Genomic DNA, 18779 nt, shown 5'->3' with positions numbered 1-18779 from the left:
AGTAAATTTCGCAGTCAAAAGAGAAGAATTAAGAAATAAATAAGAAGTAGGGAGCCATTTGGCTCCCTTAAGCGCTTAACTGGCTTTTTTGACCTGAGGGAGATCGAAAGCTTTGCGTAACGCGCGGACAAACGCTTTATCATGACAGATGGTTTTACCCGGGCTATCGGAGAGCTTGGCTACCGGCTTGCCGTTACATTCCACCAGTTTTATCACGATATTCAGCGGTTTTACCTGAGGGATGTCGCAGGTTAAACGGGTGCCAATCCCGAAGCTCAGGTTCACTCGGGTACTGAAATGGCGATAGAGTTCAACCGCTTTCGCGAGATCGAGGTTGTCGGAGAAGACCAGCACCTTGCTCATCGGGTCGATGCCGAGTTTTTCGTAATGCGCGATCGCCTTCTCACCCCATTCAACCGGATCCCCGGAGTCATGACGTAACCCCTGGTAACGCTCAGCGAACTCAGGGCCGAAATCACGCAGGAACGCATCCATGGTGATGCAGTCGGTCAGGGCGATGCCGAGTTGATTCGGATACTCGTCAAGCCACGCGGCCAGTGCGGCGCGTTGGCTGTTGGCCAGATCAGGGCTGATCTGCTGATGCGCCTGGAACCATTCATGTGCCTGGGTACCCATTGGTGTTAGGTTCAGACGACGTGCCAGATCGTAATTACTGGTGCCCACGAACCACGACTCTTGCTGCAGACGCTGAACAATGGCCTGCTGAACGTCGCGGGAGAAACGGCGACGCGTGCCAAAGTCCATCAGACGGAAGCGGGACATATCCAACCCATCCGTCAGGGTGGCAAACCCCGCGAGTTTGTTTTCCAGCGCTGCCAGTGCCTGAGTCACCCCGGTTTCCGGCGAACGGTAGCGGTGAGCCAGCTCGCTGATCACAGCCAGCAGCGGAACTTCCCACATGATCACTTCACGCCATGGGCCTTCAAGGCGAATATCCAGCTTGCCGTTATCATTCGTGACGGTGACCTGCTCTGGCTTATAACGGAAGTCGCGCAGCCAGTTCAGATAGTCCGCTTTAAAGAAAGGCAGGCCAGAAAGCCACTGGTATTCGTCGTCCTGCAACGTCAGATGCTGCATAGCATCGACCTGTTCACGAATGGAATCTGCGTAGATACCGAGCAAGTCGTCGCCACGGCAGCGGAATTCCGCCGCAACATCAACATCATAGTAATGGTGGAAAACGGCTTGCTGCATGTGCAGTTTATACGCGTCGGTATCCAGCAACGTATGCAGAACAGGAGAAGCGAATCGAGTCATAGGTGCGCAGTAGCATCCTCTCACAGGAGCGTTTAGTACAATAAACAACTCCGGAGTATACCTTGTTTAGTGATTTATTGAACCCCGATCACAACATAAGCGCTCTTTATGGTCGAGGGCATTTTGTGCCCCGTGTTATACAAATGTAGCAATAGAGCAGCTAACCACTTGAATTTACAGATTACTACTGTGCTACAACCATGCTTTGGGGCAGTGATGGGGCAAAGCGTGAAAGCGCCTGGTTGAGCAGGGAAACCTGTTCGGTACTCTTCTCTGACATCCACTTTCCATACACCTTGTAAACCATCTGTGCATCGGTATGTCCCATCTGAGTTGCTATAAAGTTTGGGTTTGCCCCAGCTGATAATGACCAGCACGCATAAGTATGTCGTGACTGGTAGGCGTTGCGGTACCGTATTCCGGCGCGCTTGATTATCGGGGCCCAAATTTTATTAATCGAATTAACCGCGTAGTGATATCCTCTACGAGGCCCATGCTTGACGCATTGAGGACTGAAAACGAAAGTGCAGGGGTGTATGACTGACTGGCCATATTCCCGCAATTTCACTTCAATCTCATACTGCCGGCCAAGGCGCGTCAGCTGGGCCTGATTCCTCAGGGCATCAATAGCTGGTTGAATGAGATAAATCACCCTGTCAGTGCCAGCGTCGGTTTTTGGCAGGGTGAACTCATTCGTCTGGGTAAGGTTGCGTTTCACTGTGATGGTTCCGGCATGCAGATCGATATCTTCCCACGCCAGACCGCACAACTCCCCATGCCTCATTCCAGTATAGACTGCCAGCGACCAGAGATTTCTCATCTGCTGGTGGCCGCAAGCCTGGATAAACCGGATAAACTCTTCTGTCGTGAGTGGATCTGGTTCACCTTTCGCTTTTTTGAGGCGGTTAATTCCGCTAAACGGGTTTTCCTTCGCGTAACCGTTATCCGCTCCGAACTGGAAGATCTCGGCCATCAGCATCATGTAATTATTCACGGTCGAAGACTTCCTGCCTTTAACCTGTGTCCGGTGATCCTTCTTCATTACATGAAAACCCGTCAGCAACTCCTTTCTCACGTACAGCAAATCCTCAGTGGTCACCGCAGAAACCATTTTGTTTTCGCCGATGCGCGGAAGCATGTTTTTTATGATGGATTCGTACCGACTCATAGTGTTAGAGCTGATTTCCATCCTCTTCAGCTCAGACCACTTTTCGGTAAGCTCCAGCACAGTAATTTCCTTTCTATCCTGACCGAACCGGGCAAGGTTCGGTGAGTTTGGGAATTTTTCCGCATAGTCAAAATTTCCCATCCTTATCGCAAAACAAACTGAAGAACGAAGCTCGCCGGCTATCTTGCGATTTTTGGCAGTATCAGGGACACCGAGGTTTTCTCTGACACGCTTGCCTTTATATACAAACCAGATGCGGAGTGAACCGCCGTGGTTTTCGACGCCTGTCGGGTATGATGCATTAGCCATTAATCCCTCCTGACGTCCAGGAGCGTTGACGAGTGTACTGCTTTTCATGCTGTCTTCGCACCTGGTTGATTTTTTTTCTGAGCCTCGATCCACTGATCAACGGCTTTTCTGTTGTACATGCATTCGCTCGAAGGCTTTGGATTGCCATCTGGTGAAATGTGCAGGTACTCGCGACCAAGCATCCAGGATTCTTTTCTGGCTCGGGTGATGGTTCCGGGCTTAAGCCCGGTAACCGCAATCAGAACCTTTTCGCTAACCCAGTCATTCGGCACCAGAAGAATAATTTCAGCACTGGTTTGCATGGTTCTCCTCCACTTTTTCTTTAGCCAGGCGAACGCACCGCGCGAAAGAAGAGGGCGTTACAATTTCGCGAAGAGCCTGAACCAGAAAATCATTGTGCTGCTGGTGCAGCTGCAGGTTGCGTTCCTTCTCCTCATGGCGCAGGACAGCCAGACGAGCTGTGATGATGCGTCGCTTACCTTTGATCACCCGTAGCGCGTTTTCAGCCTTTTTCCGCCATGCGCTCCAGTCACTGCAGCTGTTCGATCTCGCCAGCTGCTCTTCAATGCTGAGCTGCGCTTCTTCTGCGTTAACGAGCTGCTGCAGGCATTCGCTGATTGTGTTCAGATTGTCTGTCTCGACGTAGAATTTGTGCATTATTAACCCTCCCACCCAATCGCCTGGAACAGACCCATTTTAGGGTGATACCAGCGGGTGCCGCGCGGTTCAGCCTCTGACATCATCTGGCGAAACGCGGCCATGAATGGCTCCAGTTCGACGATGGCTCTGCGTGACAACAGGCCGTCTGGTGTCATAAATTCGTGCGTGTCTGTCGGGATGCGGTAAGCATTGACCAGATTTCGACACTTGGCGTCACTCATTCCGCTTTTGGCTACCACTTGGCGGTAACCGACATATCCGGCGCGCATGGTGCCGCGCTTGATGTTCTCCACCGCTTCGGTGACCGTTTCGATCTGCTCTTCAACATGATTCAGGCGTTTTTGCTGGCGAACGGCATCGGCGGCCATAGCGGCGATCATCTCGATTTCTGTCAGCGGCGCGCGAGTGCGGAAATAGCTGTTAACCAGTTCTCGCTGAACCTGCCAGGCAAGATCATCGTTAAATGGCTTCGTCAACATCAGATAGCCTGATTCAAAAAGCACAATTCCTGAAGGTGCAAATTTTGAGAATGTCCCTTCCGGGAGGTCCGTACGTATTACGTCCGCACCTAATTCGGCATAATCCACACCGTTGATGAAATGCTCACGGTTTCTGTTGAATGCCGCACGCGCGGTGCCTTCTGGTCGCTGGTGGACTTCATCAATCATCGCCAGCGTCACAACGCGCTGACCGCGATATTCGACTGCCGGCAGCCGTTTGTTATTGATCGTTACTGTGTTCATGCTCGATATCCTTCTGAGTGCCCGGCTTTACGCCGGGCTGGTGAATCACTTAACCTGGATAAATGGAGTATTGGCGCCGCTGGTCATGTACTGGGGCAGAGTGCCGTTCCATTTGTTGATGGCCTCCAGTTGAAGCACTTCAGGGTTTTCGCGCATGGCCTGCCCACGAATCTGGATAGACTTCGCTTCCGCTTCCGCCAACTTCAACTTTGCGTCTGCCTGGCCATCCGCTTCAGCGCGCAGCATGTTTGCTTCGGCTTCACGCTGTTTCACCTCCTGCTCGCGCTGCAGGGTCTTCTGGTTGGCGGTGACTTTGGCGTTAATGCTGTCGATAACTGTCGGCGGGTACTCAGGACGGCCGACGTAAGAAAGGCTGATAACCTGGATTCCTACCGGCCCCATGTCGGACTGGATCTCTTTCAGAGCGTTTTCAAGCAGCTCAGCTTTCCCGCCGTCAATGAACTTATCGGTACTCATGCGGCTTGCGAGACGATTAAGGGCATCGGCAATCTTCTGGCGCAGATCGGTATCGGTGATGTCGTCCACACCTTTGCGATAGGTCTGGAAGACCGTCGTCACTTTGGTTGGATCAACTTTATAGGCGACACCAATGTGATAGCCGATCGTAGTGCCGTCACTCATCTGGAAATTGAATGCGTCGTCGTAGGTTTTCATCTGTTTGAAGGTTGGGAAGATGTAGACCTCTGTGTTCCAGCCGGTCCAATAGCGGCCTACTCCAACCACTTCTCCGACACCTTTGTCGTCTCCCAGCTTATTCACCTTGATACCCACGTTGCCGGGCTCGACACGATCGCAACCTACAAGACCGATGGCAGAGAGCGCGATAATTGAAGCCATAATTGCTTTTTTCATTTCTTTTCCTTAGTTACGGTTACAACAAGACCCTTACAAATGGCGTAGATGCACGGCGGGGTCATGATCGCCAGGGCAAAACCGGATAACACTGCTGTGGTGTCCTTCATCGAAATGAGGATCGGAACGAAAAGGCCATAAACGCTGGCGACAATTACCAGCGAGAGAACAACGCGTAAGTAAGCAATCATCAGCGCAGCCCCTCTGGTTTACAGGCCTGCAGTTCTGCCTGCTCTCTCACGAATCGGTCATGCATGGCGTCCCACTTTCCGAGCCACTTACGTGCTTCGCGCTTACGCTCCAGAATTCGGCGAATGCGCCGCATGCATCGGTTATGTGCAAAGAGATATTGCTGTGTGTGCTGACCCATGCGGTTGACGAGCACACCATTGCTGAAAACAGGTTCGTCTGGTTCGTTGGTGTTCAAACCGGCACGATGAAAAGTTTTGGTTACCATGTAGTGAGCAAGGTTACTGATCGCTGCGCTCCTGCTGAGGAAACGGCGCGAGTAGCCGTGTCGAGATACGACGTAAACGGGCTGCAGCTCCTTGGCAAAGGCGCTGTCAATTGAGGTGGTGCTGATGCGTTTATCGTTCATTTCCGGTCCTTAACTTTGCTGTATCGTTCGTGACTCATGACTTCCCAGTTCTTGCCGCCATCGCGGGACAGCAGCCGCCATCGGTGATTAACCTTGAGGCTCAAATTACCGGAGCCGTGCATACGGCAGGGGTGAATGCGCCTTGTTCTGAACTGGCTTAAAACGTGTGCTGCTTTGAGGTGAACCCACTCAGGAATTCGTATCGCTGTAAGTGCCATCAGATCCCCCCATTTCATGACCCTCCGTTTTCGGAGCCTCCACTTTTTGTTTTTTGACGAACTCGACCAGCTCAGAAATGAGCTCGTCGATTAACTCCTTTCCGCTATCCGTAAGGAATTCACCGCTGCCATTTACATCAACAGCGCCGCTGTAAATTCCCCTGATGGCTTTTACACCATCGACATTTCCGTACTCACTGAACGCAAGCCTTTCGAATTTTCGTAATAATCCATCAAGTAAAATCTCTGTTAATTCGACCGTGTTAATGCCGCCTTTATTGAGCTTAATAACAAGGCAGTTACTGCCCGTTTTTCGCTGGTGGCGTAATAAAGCTGCCTTTAAAATTCGGCGTCGATATGTCTCGATTAATTTATCCATTGCGCTTTTCCTCCTCCAAACCCATAACTATTTCCTCTTCTTTTTCGGTCCAATCATGAATTTCGCCAGCAATGTCATAAACAAGAGAGCAAATAGTTTTAAGTTGGAAATGGTCCAGTTTGTCGTGATATTCAAATAATGTTTGCGATAAACCAGCCAGTTGCTCGGCTTTGATGTTCACAACCTGAATGTCTTGCCTTTTTAATAAGCTCATAATTACCGACCATATGCTTTTTTAAGATAAAGACGAGCGATTACCTCGTAACCGCAGGCCGCATAAAGGCATGCTGTTCTATATGCCGATTTATCAATGATGAAAGTCATACGAAGCGACTCACAGCCAAAGAAGCCACCACCCGACCGTGAATTTTGATTTCTTTCTGTTCATCGGTATCAAGGGTGAAAGTTTCGTAATGATGGTTATCAGAAATGATTTTTAATGAGCCATCAGCTAATGGCTCAATTCTCTTAATGAAAAGACATGGGCGACCAAAAGCATCCATTGTGTAAACATAAATGCCAGAGGTAAGCGCACGTCCACCGCAATCAACGAAAGCCACAACCTCACATGGTTCGATGGTCGGCTGCATTGAATCACCTTCCATCCGGCAGCTTTGTACGCGGTTGCCAAAGTCATTGATGTTGTCAGATCCGAACAGCATTTGAGGCGTTTTAACTGGCTGATTAACTGCGACGGAATTTTTCATTTTCATTTCCTCGGGGTGAGTTTTTCCCCACCCTAAAAGGTGTTGATTTTGATTAATTGAGTTGGTTAATTAATTGGTTAGTTAGCTAACAGAAAACATTTTTTTAATATCAGGATGGTCATCTATGATTTTTTTAGCATCATCACATGCTTCTTCATAAGACTTGAAGAAATCAACCAGAACAAAATAATTATCTACACGTTCGTAGATAGCGAATTCCAAACCATCAATAAAAGTTGTGTTAAATTCGTAATCAAAATCATTCTGATGAGGCTGTGCAGCTCGTAAATAAATCCAGTGTGAATTTGCTGCTTTAAGCTTGGCGTGGATATCAAATGCCTGGCTCGCTGGGTTTGGTTGGGAGTTTGTATTCATCTCATTGGCTCCGTTGTTTGCCGATGAAATGAGAATACTTAAGTATTAATTGGAGGTCAATGGTATTAATACAAAAAGAATAATAGATTTCTTATGTATTTGTTATTGAAGATTATTTTAGTAATAAAAAAGCCGACACTATGGTCGGCTTGGTGCTTTTTTGGTAGCAGATCAGAAGATTGTTGATACCCAAAACAGCCTTCCTAAAACCTCAAGACTATCCATGTCTACTTCTTCGTCAGGGTATTCATCAGAGTTGTAGCTTCTGATTGTTACCTTATCTGGCCCAGATCTGTAGAGGATTTTTAACCTTTTCCATCCACCTTGGTTGATGCCGTAAATTTTACCATCCACGATACGCTTGTCATGGCAGTTTATGGCAACAGTTGAGCCATCAGCGATCACTGGCTCCATGCTATTCCCGTGTGCAGCAAAGCATAGAACGCCATCACCATCACTATTAGCTCCCACCTTTCGCAATGTTGCTTTGGAAAACCTAAGTTTTTTGCCATTGTAATCATCATTAAGAGCGCTGCCATCTCCACATGCGAACTCGATATCCTTTAAGTAAGGCACCTCTACCTCATCATCCTCAAGCGGCGTTTGCTTATCCCATGGATCTATACCAAACATCCTTTGTTCTGGAGTTTTTGCGGGCCCCATGGTGCCTTCACCAGTGCTTAACCATATTGGATCTACATCCAACGCTTTGGCTATATCCACGATTTTTCCGCTGGACTGAGCTTTTCCTGAGGTTAGTTTTTGTATGGCCCCCTGGCTTACCCCAACCCTATGCGCTAATTGACTTTGAGTAGCCCCGGCATGAGCCATCGCCAGCCTTAGTCTTTCTGCAAGTGTGTTCATCTAAGTATCTCCGATTTCTGTGCATATTTAATACCACAGGATTAACCATGGCAAGCGGATAATACTTGATTAATTATTCCTTTGGTATTATTTTATATCTTTAATATTAATACTAAGGGCTTTGTTATGACTGATGAGGTTTTTGAATCCCCAATGGCGAAAGCCGTGTACGTTGCTGGTGGGCAAAGTTCGCTTGCTAAAAAGGTTGGCGTTACGCAAGGAGCGGTCTGGAAGTGGGTCAGGGGGATCAAGAAAGTTTCTCCTGTCCATGCAGTGGCAGTCTCAAACGCAGTTAATGGAGTTGTTAAGCCTCATGAACTGCGTCCTGATTTGCCGACTCTTTTCCCGCACCCGGGCAATGAGGTGTGACATGTCACGGCATTATTGCGTCAGCGAACCTTTACTGGTGGCTGAATTCAGTAACGAAAATGAGTTGGCGGGTGTCGCATGAGCATGGAACTGATGGTTAAAGCAATGAAGGTCAAGGTGGGAAATCCACTGCGTAAGCTCGTGCTACTGAAGCTTGCAGATAACGCTAGTGACCATGGCGAGTGCTGGCCAAGCTATCAACATATCGCCGATCAGTGCGAAATCAGTAAGCGATCTGTGATGATTCACATTGATGCTTTATGCGAATGCGGCCTGGTAAAAAAAGAACTTCGCCGAGGTCCAAAAGGTAACTCAAGTAATGTATATCGGCTTGATTTCAGTAGTGCAGGAGATTCACTAGGGGGTAGTGCAAATCGTTCACTACCTGGTGCAGCAGATTCACCCCGTAGTGCAGGAGATTCACTAGGTGGTAGTGCAGGAGCTGCACCCATAATCAGTCACTCTTTTGAACCAGTCAATGAATCAGTCATAGAACATAAATATAACGGTTCATCTGATAACCATTCTGAAAATCGCTCTTCCAAAGAGAACTATTCCAACGAGTTCGAGAAGGCATGGCAGGCATACCCTAAACGTGCTGGCGGTAATTCTAAAGCTGCCGCCTGGAAAGCCTGGAAAGCTCGAATCAAAGACGGTGTTAACACTGAGGCAATGCTGGCTGGTGTAAACCGTTATGCAGGTTATGTCCGTGCTACAGGTAGCGCCGGAACGCAGTACGTGAAACAGGCGGCGACGTTCTTTGGACCCGATCGGCATTTCGAAGAGCCATGGCAGGCGCCATCTGGTGCGGTAAGCGGTAGACCTGGTGGGCTGCCGGTTTCTGGGTTTAGTGAACAAGACTATGGCCAATCAGACTGCAACTGGTAAGCAGGAGAAATCACAATGCTGAGTATTAAACAACGCGAAGAAAGGGAAGCTCTGGTGGCAAAGCGCGAAGGGCTTCGTGAAGAACTGGCGTTTGCTGTTGAACATAAAAAACCGTGGCAGTGGGGGAGCTGGGAGTCCGGCGAGGTCCACGCCGCCGACTGTGAAAAACATGGCAACTATCAGCGCATTTCCCTCACTGGAAAAGCATATCGTGGAGTTGAAAACGTTAAATACTCCCAGTGCCCGGAGTGTGTGAAAGCGGAACTTGCTGACATTGAATCCAGTCTGCGTGCATTACGAGTAGTCGACCTGATGGACAATGCCGGGATCGCAAGACGATTCGAAGCATGTGAATTCGATAATTACCAGGCTGTCAACCCGGATGCCGCCAAAAATCTGGCAGTCTGTCAGCGCTACACCGCCAGTTGGCCTGATCGCCTGAAAGCTGGAACTGGGCTCGTCATGACCGGAAACTGCGGGACCGGTAAAAACCATCTGGCAGTGGCCATGGCGAAGAGCATTATCCGTGGACATCTCGCTAAAGTGGAAATCACCGACGTTATGCGCCTCACCCGAGCAGTGAAAAGCACGTGGCGCCACAATGCTGAAATGACCGAGGAAGATGTAATTGAACGTTTCGCTTCATTGGATCTGCTAATTATCGACGAGGTGGGCGTTCAGTTCGGCAGTCCGACTGAAATGACCATCCTTCAGGAAATTATCAATGCCAGGTACGAAAGCATTTTGCCAACAATCCTGATCAGCAATCTTACATTCGACCAGTTGAAAGAAACGATTGGCGAGAGAATTGTGGATCGGGTTACCGATGGTGGCCGCAACCGTCTGGCATTTGGCTGGGGAAGTTTCCGTGCCATCGCGTCAGGAGTTGTAGCATGACTCCTGTCTGGAAAAATGAAGATCTGGAAGGTGCGGTGATCGGCGCAATTTTTCTGCGTGGTGCCGACCCTGAGGTACTGGATATTCTTTCCAGGGTGCCAGCCACCGCTTTCTCGGTACCGCAGTATCGGGAAATATATACTGGGATCTGCCGTCAGGCGCGTGGAGCTGGCGTTATTGACCCTGTACTGCTCTGCGAAAACATGCCAAAGCACAGCGCAATCATTATGGACTCGAGCCGTATCGCATGGGCGAAGTCGGCGCTTGTGTCCTACGTTTCCACGCTGGAGCGTAATGCAGCTGTTCGCGATGCCGAAGCTGTCATTGAAAGGGCGCTGGCCGATCTCCGGAATGCTCACAATAGTGATGCGGCTTTATCGGCATTCAGGGCCGCACAGAACAGCATTGCAGCAATTACTCTCGAAGAAAAGACCGTTCAGCCAGTTCATATCGACGACATTCTTCCTGCTGTGGTGGATCGGGTAGATGCGCGCAACCGTGGGCTTGAAGAAGCCAGAAGCCTCATGACAGGTATCGAAGAGCTGGACGCAAAGACTGGCGGCATTGAACCAACAGACTTGGTGTTTATCGCTGCGCGGCCGTCGATGGGTAAAACTGAATTGGCGCTGGATATCATCGACAAGGTTTCTGAGCAGGGCCGTGGTGTGCTGTTCTTCAGCATGGAAATGCCTAATATCCAGATCGGAGAGCGAATGGTATCTGCTGCCGGCGGCATGTCGGTTTCACGCCTGAAAAAGGCTGCTGATTTTGATGATGAGGACTGGGCCAGGCTGACAAACGGTGTAGAACGGCTGACTGGTCGTAGCATCTGGATGGTTGATTCCACCGATCTGACAGTAGATCAGATTCAACAGATAGCTACCCGCCTACAGCTGGCGCATCCGGAAATAGCGCTGGTGGTCGTGGATTACCTGGCACTCATCAAAATTGAAAGCACTGCACGATATGACCTTGCCGTCGGTGAGGTGTCAAAAGGACTCAAGCGTCTGGCTAAATCCAATAAAACTCCGGTCCTTGCCCTGAGCCAGCTTTCTCGTGGCGTTGAGTCGAGACCCAACAAACGACCGATGAACTCAGACCTCAAAAACTCGGGTGAGATTGAGGCTGATGCTGATCTGATCATGATGCTATACCGAGATGAAGTTTATAACCCTGAGTCGCCAGCGAAGGGGATCGCGGAAATTAACGTGACCAAACAGCGCAACGGTGAATTGGGTACGATCTACCGTCGATTCTATAACGGGCACTTCCTGCCAATTGACCAGGAGTTAGCAAAGCAGCGTTCGGCGCCACAGCAGAAAGCTCAGACCAGACGTTACTCAAAAGAAAAGCATTCCAGCAATGCAGACTATTAAAAACATCAAAGCAACGAGGGCAACCTTATGAAACTGGAAGCATCGCTCAAACATTTTAGTCCTCAGGGAATGCACATCAGCGACGACGTGAAAGGAACCTCTCCGGATCGTCTCACTGGTACTGATGTTATGGCAGCGATTGGTACCACCAGCAGCCGTGCACGCTTCGGACTGGCGGCGTTCTTCGGTAAAGCGGGAATCAGCAAAACGGATGAACAGCTCGCAGTTCAGGCGCTGGCGCGATATGCGATGGATGTCGCACCGAAGAATGTTCGCAAAGCAGCTGGTGGGCAGTTCGGATGGTGTATGCAGATGCTGGCACAATTTGCCTTTGCTGATTACTCCCGTTCGGCGGCTACCAGCGTGACATGTCACAGTTGCAGCGGTACCGGGTTTATCTCCGGGAATGAGGATGTGGTTAAACATCCTGGTATTTTCGACGCCGACGGTGCCGAAGTGGTGGCCCCGAAGATTAAAAATGAGCTGGTGAATAGGGTTTGCGGAACATGCGGAGGAAAGAAAGTGATCCTTGCCCGGTGCAGGTGTGGAGGTAAAGGCGAAGTGTTGGACCGCAAAGCGACTAAAGACCGCGGCGCACCGGTTTTCAAAACGTGTGAACGTTGCTCTGGTAATGGCTTCTCTGCTATCTCCTCGGCGACGGTACACCGAGCCATTCTGAAGCGTCTCCCGGACCTCCATCAGTCCTCATGGTCACGTAACTGGAAACCCTTCTATGAAATGCTGGTGGACACTTTGCGTCAGGGGGAGCGTCATGCAGCAGTGGAATTTGAGAAGGCGACAACTTATTAATATGATCGGAGCAAATGGTGACACTTTTTTGCACGTTAGTGTTGACTTTGCATAAAACTGTCCTATATGCTTTCCATCGTGGGATATTACGCCTACACGACACCAAACCCGCCTCAGTGCGGGTTTTTTATTTTAAGGGCTGCCTCCGGGTGGCCTTTTTTGTTTCCCCTCGTTCTGAGAGGACTCATGGCGATGATGTATTGACCGCTAGAATGGATTAGTCGTAACTTATTATTGTGGTGAATCCTTTCTAAGCGAAAGGGCGTTCCAGTCAACTGCTATCTGCAGGTATGCGCGCGGCTTTGCTGACTGGGGTAGAGTCACCGGGAGGCACCCGGCACCATGATAACAACAATAAAAGCACCAAATTCCTTGAGAGCCTGCCCTAAAAAGCAGGTTTTTTTTATGTTTTTGTTAACTGCTGCTACGCTTTGAGTTGTGGGTCTAAGATAACTGACTGATGGTTCTCCTGAACCATAGTGAATCAGCCCGATACTGCATCACTCTGGTCAGTTAGCAATACTCACGACTACCTACCTTACTTACAATAGTCACTCATTAGCCCGCCTTCAAAAGCGGGCTTTTTTTATCTCCCCTCAAATTTTCTGAGAGGATTCACAGCAATAAGAGGGGGCTAAATGTCCGATCCTGTTTCTGGCACTACGGTAGCGGCTGGTGGTCTGCTGGTTTCAGTCCTGTACGGTGTCTTTACTCATACTGATTTCGGAGTGGTGTTTGGAGCGTTTGGTGGCGCGGTGTTTTACGTTGCGACAGCTGCAAACCTTACGCGTGCGCGCCTGGCTGCATACTTCCTGACCTCATTCATTGTTGGAGTGCTTGGTGCCGGGTTTGTTGGATCATGGCTAAATGCTGCATCGAGTTATGAAAAACCACTGGATGCACTTGGTGCAGTGATTCTGTCTGCGCTGTGTATAAAAATCCTAACTTTTCTTAATAACCAGGACCTGAACACCCTGTTCGGTTTTTTCTCACGGTTACGCGGAGGAGGGGGAAATGGTAATTGACCCGTCAGCTGTCTTAAACGCGTTTATCTGCTCGGTGATCGTCGTCGTTCTGATGTTCTACCAGCGCCATGGTGCCCGGCACCGTCCTTTCATCTCAATCCTGGCGTATATAATCATCCTGGTTTACGCAGTAATCCCGTGGCAATTCATCTTCGGCCTCTATCGTGACTCCAGTTGGCTGGTGGTAGTGGCAAACCTCCTGATATGCGCAGCTGTTATGAAGGTCCGGGGAAATCTGGCGCGTCTGGTTGATCTTCTGAGGCACTAATGAACCAAATACTATTTCAAAAGGCGGCTGGCATTAGCGCCGGGCTCGCTTTGCGCTGGTTTCAGCATATCGATGCTGCAATGAAGGAATTCGGCATCACGGCACCGCTCGATCAGGCCATGTTCATCGCACAGATGGGGCATGAGTCCACGGGATTTACCCGGCTGGTGGAAAACCTGAATTACGCGGCTGAAAACTTAGTGCCTACATTCGGCAGACACCGCATTACTCCCCAGCAGGCCGCCGCACTCGGCAGAACGGCAACGCAACCGGCAAATCAGAAAGCGATAGCCAATCTGGTTTATGGCGGTGAGTGGGGCAAAAAGAACTTGGGCAACCAGGTTGCTGGTGATGGCTGGAAATATCGCGGTCGCGGCCTGAAGCAAATCACCGGGCTCAGCAATTACCGCAACTGTGGCAACGCGCTGAAGTTGGACCTTGTAACCCAGCCTGAATTGCTGGAACAGGATGAATATGCTGCGCGCTCCGCTGCATGGTTCTACGTCTCGCACGGATGCCTGCTCCATTCCGGCGACGTGGAGCGCGTCACGCTGCTTATCAATGGCGGACGTAACGGGCTGGATAAACGCCGCGCGCTGTTTAACCTGGCGAAATCTGTGCTGGTGTGAGGTCACTATGGGGTTTGAAACTTTAATTGGTATTGCTGCAGCAGTCATTGCCGCCATCGCTGGCGCTTTCGGCCTGGGCCATATTCGCGGCTCAAGCAAAGCAGAAGCAAAAGCAGATCAGCAGCGCACCGAAGATAACGCAGCTGCAACGGTCGCAGCAGCAGAACGCCGGGTAGAGACAACGAAAGAGGCCAGCAATGTTCAGCAGACAGTTAACCATATGCCTGATGACGATGTTGATCGCGAGCTGCGTGACACGTGGAAGCGTCCCGGTGGTGGTTGATACCGCCTGTGACTGGGTAAAGCCGATCTACCTGACTGAACACGATATCGACGTTATGGACCGCCAGACGAAGAAAGACATCCTGGCGCATAACAAAGCGTGGCAGGCGAACTGCCAGAAACCAATAGCAGTCACCATTCCAAAAGGATAAGCATGATAGCAGGCATTCAATTATCGGCTATGATGATGCTCTTTTATTTAGTTGCTGATATAATCCCCCCTAAATGATTTCAGGAGGGATCTGCGTTGTCCGCGATAAACCACATAAAAAACCCGTTAACGATTATCGGTATTTTTGCGGGGATAGTAGAGGTCTCTGCAAACCTCGTATTACCTTTTCTTAATGATTCCCAGCAAAGTACATATCTTTGGTTTTTAATGTTTTTCCCGGCAGGGCTTGTAATAGTGTTTTTTTTGACGCTGAATTTTAATCATGTTGCACTTTATGCTCCAAGCGATTATAGCAACGATAGAGGATTCATGCAGGCCAATGGTAAAATGATCGGTAATGATGTTCAGGATACTGATGCAACACAAGGCTTTGAATTAACATGAATAAATTCATCTCAAGCACTTTTAATAATACTATCGTCGAACTGGATGGCAACCATTACGAAAGGTGCGTTTTTGAAAATTGCGAAATTGTATATAAGGGGTTACAGCCTTTTAATTTAATTAATTGTAATTTTATTGCATGCAAATGGAAATTTGAAGGTGCAGCGTCAAACACAATTAATTTTTTAAAGGTTATGTATAAAGATATGGGTGAGTTTGGAAAGAAAATGGTAGAAGCCACTTTCGAAAACATAAAAAAATAGTTTCATCCATTTACTTTCAATTTATGAGATATTGCCCTGCAATCGCGGGGCTTTTTTATGCGCATCGCACGCGCACATCAAAGAAAGTCTTTCAGCTGTGAGCCTGGGCAAACCGTTAACTTTCGGCGGCTTTGCCGTGCGACAGGCTCACGTCTAAAAGGAAAATTAAAATGTCAGAACCTTCAATCGTCCCTTACGTAAAAACCACTCCCAAACCTTTTGGTGTGGACGTCGAATGGAAATGGCCGGGTGGCTGCGCGGTGCTAGAACTGCAATGCCTTCATGAAGATGGCCGACTTATGAAAGAACGCATCTTCTGGCCAGCTACCGTATGCCTTATTTCCGGCCTCAAAGCTGGTGAGAGATTGCAGGTGCGCCTGCGTCCAATTGCAGAAGATGGCTCAGCACGAGATTGGCGAGCCGGTGACTGGATCGAAGGGGTTTCTTCTGTCGATACCGAAGAGATTATTGAGGCGCTGGACGAAGAGATCCGTAACAGCTGCGCACTTCATGGCCTTAAAGGTGGCTGGTTTGTTGATAAAACCGGCAAGGCTTACATCCACGAGGCGCTGATCGGCAATGGCACATTGTCTACGAACTACAGCGTGAAGATGAACGTGGATTATGGTGGCAAACGGTACGCAGCTGGCATGGCACTCGATGTTGACGATGGTAAAAGCCGCGTGAAGATTTTGGCTGAAAAGTTGGCGGTTGCCGCCAATCACCAAAACGCGTTAGAGACCGCCTTACAGCAGTCCATCAAAAATGTTGTGGACGAAACTATTCAACAAGCTATGCAGCCAGGCGGTGCGATCTGGACTTCCTTACGGCGTGGAATCTGACGGGAGGTTTTATGCAGGTCACTATTGATGGTGTCCCATACGCTCCAGCCAGCGTCGTTTCATCACGGATCGGAATTGCAATAACGACACACCAGCGCGCTGAAGTTCTGAAACGAGCGCTCGAACAGCACATGAAGCATCTTCCCGCCGGTGCGCTGGTGGTGGTTGTCGATGATGGTTCAAAACCTGCAGCGGTAGTGCCCGACGGCGTTCAGCTGCATCGACATGAAACATCACTCGGCATTGTTGCTTCGAAGAACGCCAGCCTGTCTGCCCTGATGGATGCCGGGTGTGAGCATCTTTTCCTGTGGGATGATGATGCCTGGCCTATCGCTGATAACTGGCACTTGCCTTACATCGAATCACCCGAACCGCACCTTGCTTACCAGTTTCTCGATCTGGCAGGGGTGAATAAGCTGAAGGATATGGCGGTCCTGTACCGGGATGATAAGCACATCGCTTACACCGGGCAGCGCGGCGTGATGCTGTACTACCACCGCAGCGCCATCGAGAAGGTGGGCGGATTCGATCCGGTTTACGGTCGCGGCATGTACGAACACAGCGACCTCGCCCTGCGGATTCATAACGCTGGCCTCACGACGTGGGCTTACGCTGATGTCGTCGGTTCAGAAAAGCTGATTCATTCTCTTGATGAGCATGAGGCCGTGGAGCGTTCGGTACCGAAACCAGACCGGCAGGCGCTGGTGGAACGTAACGTTAAAATCCACAACGAACGGCGTGATGCCGGGTTTACTGGTTATGTGGAGTACCGGCGACAGCGCGACGTGGTTATCACTACGTTACTGACTAGCCAGCCCGACCCGCAGCGCGGTACGAAAATGACCGCATCTCCTGACATGCTGGCTAAATGGGCCTCATCGCTTCGGAATTGTGGACGTATTGCGCTGGTGGATGAGCTGCAGACGGCACCGGCAGACGTTGAGCTGTATCGCGTCGCTGACGTGAAGATGAATGTCTACTTCCGGCGCTGGCTGCACATCTGGCAGCACCTGCGCGATCATCATGAATACCGTTTCGTCTGGTGTACCGACGGAACCGATGTCGAAATGCTTCGCGCACCGTGGGAAGAAATGCAGCCCGGTAATGTTTATGTCGGTTCAGAACCGAAAACATATGCTGACACCTGGGCAAAGCAGAATCATCCGGAGCGTATCTATCAGGAGTTCATCGAAGCGCACCGCAACGATGTGATGCTTAACGCTGGTCTGCTGGGTGGTTCCCGCGCTGATGTAATGGCATTCGCTCACGGCATCATCCGTCTTTACTACCGGATCGAGAGTTATCGTTTCTGGAAGAAAGAACAGGCTGGCGCCGCGGTGGGGGATATGTTGGCGTTCGGCATTGTTGCGCAGTCGTTCGCTGACAGGCTGGTCACCGGCCCTCTGGTACATACCGTTTTCAAAACTGATGGTATCGGTGGGGAGGCCACATGGTGGAAACACAAGTGAAGTTTGTTGTGGTCGGTCATCACGCCAGACTGCAGCAGGCTGAGGCGCTGGCCTCGGCTATAGGCGCACATTTGCTGATTGATGACGGTAACAACGGAGCTAACTGGAATCATCGCCGCGCGCTTGAATGGGCAGCCTGCCAACCCTGCCGGGTAGTGGTGCTGGAAGACGACGCATTGCCGGTACCCGGATTCACCGAAAAGGTAACCGACTGGTTAGCGCGCTGCCCAGATGACCTTCTGAGCTTTTACCTCGGAACTGGTCGGCCTCCTCAGTACCAGATGCAAATAGCCGAACGGCTAATCATTGCTGATAAAGCTCGATATGAATTCATTTCGTTTCCTCGCCTGATTCATGGTGTTTGCTACAGCGTGCCGCCTCACCGTATAAGCCGTGTGCTATCTCGATGGGACAGTGATAAGCCTGCCGATTTTGCAGTGGGTGATGCTTGGGGTGGCTCAGTGATCTATCCGTGTTACTCGCTGGTGGACCATGCTGACGGCGAGCCGGTTGAGAGTCACCCTGACTCAGCGCCACGCACAGAACGCCGCCGGGCGTGGAGGTTAGCCTGATGCCTGCGTTAATACCGAGAGCATGCCGTAAGCGTGGCTGTCCTGGCACAACCACAGACCGCTCTGGCTATTGTCCCAATCACCTTAACGAAGGCTGGCAGCAGCATCAGCGAGGACAGAGCAGACATCAGCGAGGTTATGGCAGCAAATGGGACAGGCTGCGCCCAATCGTTCTCGACAGAGACAAACACCTTTGTCAGGAATGCCTGCGAAATGGAAGGTATACACCCGCTGAGACGGTGGACCACATCATCGCCAAAGCAAATGGGGGGACCGATGACCTGTCCAATCTCGAAAGCCTCTGCAAGCCTTGTCACAGGGCGAAGACAGCGGTCGAAAGACTCAAATGACATCAATTCTC

At 50.2% G+C, this 18779-nt stretch carries 28 protein-coding genes and 1 pseudogene; 16 read left to right on the top strand and 13 right to left on the bottom strand.

Features of this window, described 5'->3' with window-relative positions; translation table 11 throughout:
- Positions 1 to 75 precede the first annotated feature (75 nt).
- The 13 genes from pncB to EQV24_RS08190 all read right to left on the bottom strand — a co-directional run bounded on the left by pncB (position 76) and on the right by EQV24_RS08190 (position 8172).
- Positions 76 to 1278, bottom strand: a complete 1203-nt coding sequence (gene pncB, locus EQV24_RS08255) for a nicotinate phosphoribosyltransferase (RefSeq protein ID WP_029882976.1) — start codon at positions 1276 to 1278, stop codon at positions 76 to 78.
- A gap of 184 nt (positions 1279 to 1462) precedes the next feature.
- On the bottom strand, positions 1463 to 2755 hold the full coding sequence (locus EQV24_RS08250; RefSeq protein ID WP_130626438.1) for a site-specific integrase: 1293 nt from the start codon (positions 2753 to 2755) through the stop codon (positions 1463 to 1465).
- 44 nt (positions 2756 to 2799) lie between these two features.
- A complete protein-coding gene (locus EQV24_RS08245) occupies positions 2800 to 3057 on the bottom strand; it encodes an excisionase family protein (RefSeq protein ID WP_058657756.1) in 258 nt (85 codons plus the stop codon).
- Positions 3041 to 3412, bottom strand: a complete 372-nt coding sequence (locus EQV24_RS08240) for a hypothetical protein (RefSeq protein WP_063926589.1) — start codon at positions 3410 to 3412, stop codon at positions 3041 to 3043. Before EQV24_RS08240 ends, EQV24_RS08245 begins: the two co-directional genes overlap by 17 nt.
- A 2-nt stretch (positions 3413 to 3414) precedes the next feature.
- Positions 3415 to 4158, bottom strand: a complete 744-nt coding sequence (locus EQV24_RS08235; RefSeq protein ID WP_130626437.1) for an ORF6N domain-containing protein — start codon at positions 4156 to 4158, stop codon at positions 3415 to 3417.
- Between the two features lie 45 nt (positions 4159 to 4203).
- Complete coding sequence (locus EQV24_RS08230) at positions 4204 to 5031, bottom strand: SPFH domain-containing protein (RefSeq protein ID WP_042889584.1); 828 nt, start codon at positions 5029 to 5031, stop codon at positions 4204 to 4206.
- Positions 5028 to 5222: a hypothetical protein gene (locus tag EQV24_RS08225; protein WP_032635101.1), complete on the bottom strand. Its 195-nt coding sequence runs from the start codon at positions 5220 to 5222 to the stop codon at positions 5028 to 5030. The genes EQV24_RS08230 and EQV24_RS08225 overlap by 4 nt, the downstream gene beginning before the upstream one ends.
- On the bottom strand, positions 5222 to 5629 hold the full coding sequence (locus EQV24_RS08220; protein WP_032635102.1) for a hypothetical protein: 408 nt from the start codon (positions 5627 to 5629) through the stop codon (positions 5222 to 5224). Before EQV24_RS08220 ends, EQV24_RS08225 begins: the two co-directional genes overlap by 1 nt.
- A 189-nt stretch (positions 5630 to 5818) precedes the next feature.
- Positions 5819 to 6226 (bottom strand): hypothetical protein, encoded by a 408-nt coding sequence (locus EQV24_RS08210; protein ID WP_058682872.1) that lies wholly within the window; start codon positions 6224 to 6226, stop codon positions 5819 to 5821.
- Positions 6219 to 6440 carry a hypothetical protein gene (locus EQV24_RS08205; protein ID WP_058651196.1) on the bottom strand — a complete coding sequence of 74 codons (222 nt, stop codon included), beginning with the start codon at positions 6438 to 6440 and terminating at the stop codon, positions 6219 to 6221. The genes EQV24_RS08210 and EQV24_RS08205 overlap by 8 nt, the downstream gene beginning before the upstream one ends.
- A 106-nt stretch (positions 6441 to 6546) precedes the next feature.
- The gene (locus tag EQV24_RS08200; RefSeq protein WP_058651197.1) at positions 6547 to 6933 is read right to left on the bottom strand and encodes a S24 family peptidase; all 387 of its coding nucleotides are present in this window, start codon (positions 6931 to 6933) and stop codon (positions 6547 to 6549) included.
- A gap of 81 nt (positions 6934 to 7014) precedes the next feature.
- A complete protein-coding gene (locus tag EQV24_RS08195; protein WP_062939322.1) occupies positions 7015 to 7308 on the bottom strand; it encodes a hypothetical protein in 294 nt (97 codons plus the stop codon).
- A gap of 171 nt (positions 7309 to 7479) precedes the next feature.
- Positions 7480 to 8172, bottom strand: a complete 693-nt coding sequence (locus tag EQV24_RS08190) for a helix-turn-helix transcriptional regulator (protein WP_023296237.1) — start codon at positions 8170 to 8172, stop codon at positions 7480 to 7482.
- A gap of 126 nt (positions 8173 to 8298) precedes the next feature.
- Between EQV24_RS08190 and EQV24_RS08185 the strand changes: the two genes are divergently transcribed.
- From EQV24_RS08185 to EQV24_RS08110, 16 genes and pseudogenes are all read left to right on the top strand, one after another.
- Positions 8299 to 8541: a YdaS family helix-turn-helix protein gene (locus EQV24_RS08185; RefSeq protein ID WP_023296238.1), complete on the top strand. Its 243-nt coding sequence runs from the start codon at positions 8299 to 8301 to the stop codon at positions 8539 to 8541.
- A gap of 78 nt (positions 8542 to 8619) precedes the next feature.
- Complete coding sequence (locus EQV24_RS08180) at positions 8620 to 9429, top strand: helix-turn-helix domain-containing protein (protein ID WP_088544729.1); 810 nt, start codon at positions 8620 to 8622, stop codon at positions 9427 to 9429.
- Positions 9430 to 9444: 15 nt separating this feature from the next.
- Positions 9445 to 10326: an ATP-binding protein gene (locus EQV24_RS08175; protein ID WP_058651199.1), complete on the top strand. Its 882-nt coding sequence runs from the start codon at positions 9445 to 9447 to the stop codon at positions 10324 to 10326.
- Positions 10323 to 11702, top strand: coding sequence for a replicative DNA helicase (locus EQV24_RS08170; protein ID WP_058651200.1), 1380 nt, complete (start codon positions 10323 to 10325; stop codon positions 11700 to 11702). The genes EQV24_RS08175 and EQV24_RS08170 overlap by 4 nt, the downstream gene beginning before the upstream one ends.
- Positions 11703 to 11729: 27 nt before the next feature.
- On the top strand, positions 11730 to 12512 hold the full coding sequence (locus EQV24_RS08165; protein WP_023332570.1) for an antitermination protein: 783 nt from the start codon (positions 11730 to 11732) through the stop codon (positions 12510 to 12512).
- Between the two features lie 638 nt (positions 12513 to 13150).
- Positions 13151 to 13537, top strand: a complete 387-nt coding sequence (locus EQV24_RS08160) for a phage holin family protein (protein WP_048703153.1) — start codon at positions 13151 to 13153, stop codon at positions 13535 to 13537.
- The gene (locus EQV24_RS08155) at positions 13527 to 13805 is read left to right on the top strand and encodes a phage holin family protein (RefSeq protein WP_058651201.1); all 279 of its coding nucleotides are present in this window, start codon (positions 13527 to 13529) and stop codon (positions 13803 to 13805) included. Before EQV24_RS08160 ends, EQV24_RS08155 begins: the two co-directional genes overlap by 11 nt.
- Positions 13805 to 14434 carry a glycoside hydrolase family 19 protein gene (locus EQV24_RS08150; protein WP_058651202.1) on the top strand — a complete coding sequence of 210 codons (630 nt, stop codon included), beginning with the start codon at positions 13805 to 13807 and terminating at the stop codon, positions 14432 to 14434. Before EQV24_RS08155 ends, EQV24_RS08150 begins: the two co-directional genes overlap by 1 nt.
- A 7-nt stretch (positions 14435 to 14441) precedes the next feature.
- Positions 14442 to 14717 carry a hypothetical protein gene (locus tag EQV24_RS08145; protein WP_058651203.1) on the top strand — a complete coding sequence of 92 codons (276 nt, stop codon included), beginning with the start codon at positions 14442 to 14444 and terminating at the stop codon, positions 14715 to 14717.
- The gene (locus EQV24_RS08140; RefSeq protein ID WP_130626436.1) at positions 14686 to 14868 is read left to right on the top strand and encodes a hypothetical protein; all 183 of its coding nucleotides are present in this window, start codon (positions 14686 to 14688) and stop codon (positions 14866 to 14868) included. Before EQV24_RS08145 ends, EQV24_RS08140 begins: the two co-directional genes overlap by 32 nt.
- Positions 14869 to 14963: 95 nt before the next feature.
- On the top strand, positions 14964 to 15272 hold the full coding sequence (locus EQV24_RS08135; protein WP_001274212.1) for a hypothetical protein: 309 nt from the start codon (positions 14964 to 14966) through the stop codon (positions 15270 to 15272).
- Complete coding sequence (locus EQV24_RS08130) at positions 15269 to 15535, top strand: hypothetical protein (RefSeq protein ID WP_058651205.1); 267 nt, start codon at positions 15269 to 15271, stop codon at positions 15533 to 15535. The genes EQV24_RS08135 and EQV24_RS08130 overlap by 4 nt, the downstream gene beginning before the upstream one ends.
- Before the next feature lie 170 nt (positions 15536 to 15705).
- On the top strand, positions 15706 to 16377 hold the full coding sequence (locus EQV24_RS08125) for a DUF1983 domain-containing protein (RefSeq protein WP_088544730.1): 672 nt from the start codon (positions 15706 to 15708) through the stop codon (positions 16375 to 16377).
- An 11-nt stretch (positions 16378 to 16388) separates the two neighbouring features.
- Positions 16389 to 17846 (top strand): glycosyltransferase family 2 protein, encoded by a 1458-nt coding sequence (locus EQV24_RS08120; RefSeq protein ID WP_130626435.1) that lies wholly within the window; start codon positions 16389 to 16391, stop codon positions 17844 to 17846.
- Positions 17828 to 18449, top strand: a pseudogene (locus EQV24_RS08115) (hypothetical protein). The gene EQV24_RS08120 and the pseudogene EQV24_RS08115 overlap by 19 nt, the downstream one beginning before the upstream one ends.
- Positions 18418 to 18768: an HNH endonuclease signature motif containing protein gene (locus EQV24_RS08110; protein ID WP_130626433.1), complete on the top strand. Its 351-nt coding sequence runs from the start codon at positions 18418 to 18420 to the stop codon at positions 18766 to 18768. The pseudogene EQV24_RS08115 and the gene EQV24_RS08110 overlap by 32 nt, the downstream one beginning before the upstream one ends.
- Positions 18769 to 18779: the final 11 nt, after the last annotated feature.

The organism is Enterobacter sp. A8 (assembly GCF_004296595.1).
GTDB lineage: Bacteria > Pseudomonadota > Gammaproteobacteria > Enterobacterales > Enterobacteriaceae > Enterobacter > Enterobacter cloacae.
Note: the sequence above shows the minus strand (reverse complement) of the source record. Positions and strands in the feature narration are given on the sequence as shown.

Bases quoted from the DNA above. Each gene is read 5' to 3' on its own strand.
- EQV24_RS08220 (WP_032635102.1), bottom strand. From the start codon at position 5,629: ATGAACGATAAACGCATCAGCACCACCTCAATTGACAGCGCCTTTGCC.
- EQV24_RS08120 (WP_130626435.1), top strand. From the start codon at position 16,389: ATGCAGGTCACTATTGATGGTGTCCCATACGCTCCAGCCAGCGTCGTT.
- EQV24_RS08150 (WP_058651202.1), top strand. From the start codon at position 13,805: ATGAACCAAATACTATTTCAAAAGGCGGCTGGCATTAGCGCCGGGCTC.
- EQV24_RS08240 (WP_063926589.1), bottom strand. From the start codon at position 3,412: ATGCACAAATTCTACGTCGAGACAGACAATCTGAACACAATCAGCGAA.
- EQV24_RS08110 (WP_130626433.1), top strand. From the start codon at position 18,418: ATGCCTGCGTTAATACCGAGAGCATGCCGTAAGCGTGGCTGTCCTGGC.
- EQV24_RS08145 (WP_058651203.1), top strand. From the start codon at position 14,442: ATGGGGTTTGAAACTTTAATTGGTATTGCTGCAGCAGTCATTGCCGCC.
- EQV24_RS08125 (WP_088544730.1), top strand. From the start codon at position 15,706: ATGTCAGAACCTTCAATCGTCCCTTACGTAAAAACCACTCCCAAACCT.
- EQV24_RS08165 (WP_023332570.1), top strand. From the start codon at position 11,730: ATGAAACTGGAAGCATCGCTCAAACATTTTAGTCCTCAGGGAATGCAC.
- EQV24_RS08210 (WP_058682872.1), bottom strand. From the start codon at position 6,226: ATGGATAAATTAATCGAGACATATCGACGCCGAATTTTAAAGGCAGCT.
- EQV24_RS08170 (WP_058651200.1), top strand. From the start codon at position 10,323: ATGACTCCTGTCTGGAAAAATGAAGATCTGGAAGGTGCGGTGATCGGC.
- EQV24_RS08250 (WP_130626438.1), bottom strand. From the start codon at position 2,755: ATGGCTAATGCATCATACCCGACAGGCGTCGAAAACCACGGCGGTTCA.
- EQV24_RS08195 (WP_062939322.1), bottom strand. From the start codon at position 7,308: ATGAATACAAACTCCCAACCAAACCCAGCGAGCCAGGCATTTGATATC.
- EQV24_RS08225 (WP_032635101.1), bottom strand. From the start codon at position 5,222: ATGATTGCTTACTTACGCGTTGTTCTCTCGCTGGTAATTGTCGCCAGC.
- EQV24_RS08175 (WP_058651199.1), top strand. From the start codon at position 9,445: ATGCTGAGTATTAAACAACGCGAAGAAAGGGAAGCTCTGGTGGCAAAG.
- EQV24_RS08205 (WP_058651196.1), bottom strand. From the start codon at position 6,440: ATGAGCTTATTAAAAAGGCAAGACATTCAGGTTGTGAACATCAAAGCC.
- EQV24_RS08245 (WP_058657756.1), bottom strand. From the start codon at position 3,057: ATGCAAACCAGTGCTGAAATTATTCTTCTGGTGCCGAATGACTGGGTT.
- EQV24_RS08160 (WP_048703153.1), top strand. From the start codon at position 13,151: ATGTCCGATCCTGTTTCTGGCACTACGGTAGCGGCTGGTGGTCTGCTG.
- EQV24_RS08185 (WP_023296238.1), top strand. From the start codon at position 8,299: ATGACTGATGAGGTTTTTGAATCCCCAATGGCGAAAGCCGTGTACGTT.
- EQV24_RS08155 (WP_058651201.1), top strand. From the start codon at position 13,527: ATGGTAATTGACCCGTCAGCTGTCTTAAACGCGTTTATCTGCTCGGTG.
- EQV24_RS08200 (WP_058651197.1), bottom strand. From the start codon at position 6,933: ATGAAAAATTCCGTCGCAGTTAATCAGCCAGTTAAAACGCCTCAAATG.
- pncB (WP_029882976.1), bottom strand. From the start codon at position 1,278: ATGACTCGATTCGCTTCTCCTGTTCTGCATACGTTGCTGGATACCGAC.
- EQV24_RS08190 (WP_023296237.1), bottom strand. From the start codon at position 8,172: ATGAACACACTTGCAGAAAGACTAAGGCTGGCGATGGCTCATGCCGGG.
- EQV24_RS08130 (WP_058651205.1), top strand. From the start codon at position 15,269: ATGAATAAATTCATCTCAAGCACTTTTAATAATACTATCGTCGAACTG.
- EQV24_RS08230 (WP_042889584.1), bottom strand. From the start codon at position 5,031: ATGAAAAAAGCAATTATGGCTTCAATTATCGCGCTCTCTGCCATCGGT.
- EQV24_RS08180 (WP_088544729.1), top strand. From the start codon at position 8,620: ATGAGCATGGAACTGATGGTTAAAGCAATGAAGGTCAAGGTGGGAAAT.
- EQV24_RS08235 (WP_130626437.1), bottom strand. From the start codon at position 4,158: ATGAACACAGTAACGATCAATAACAAACGGCTGCCGGCAGTCGAATAT.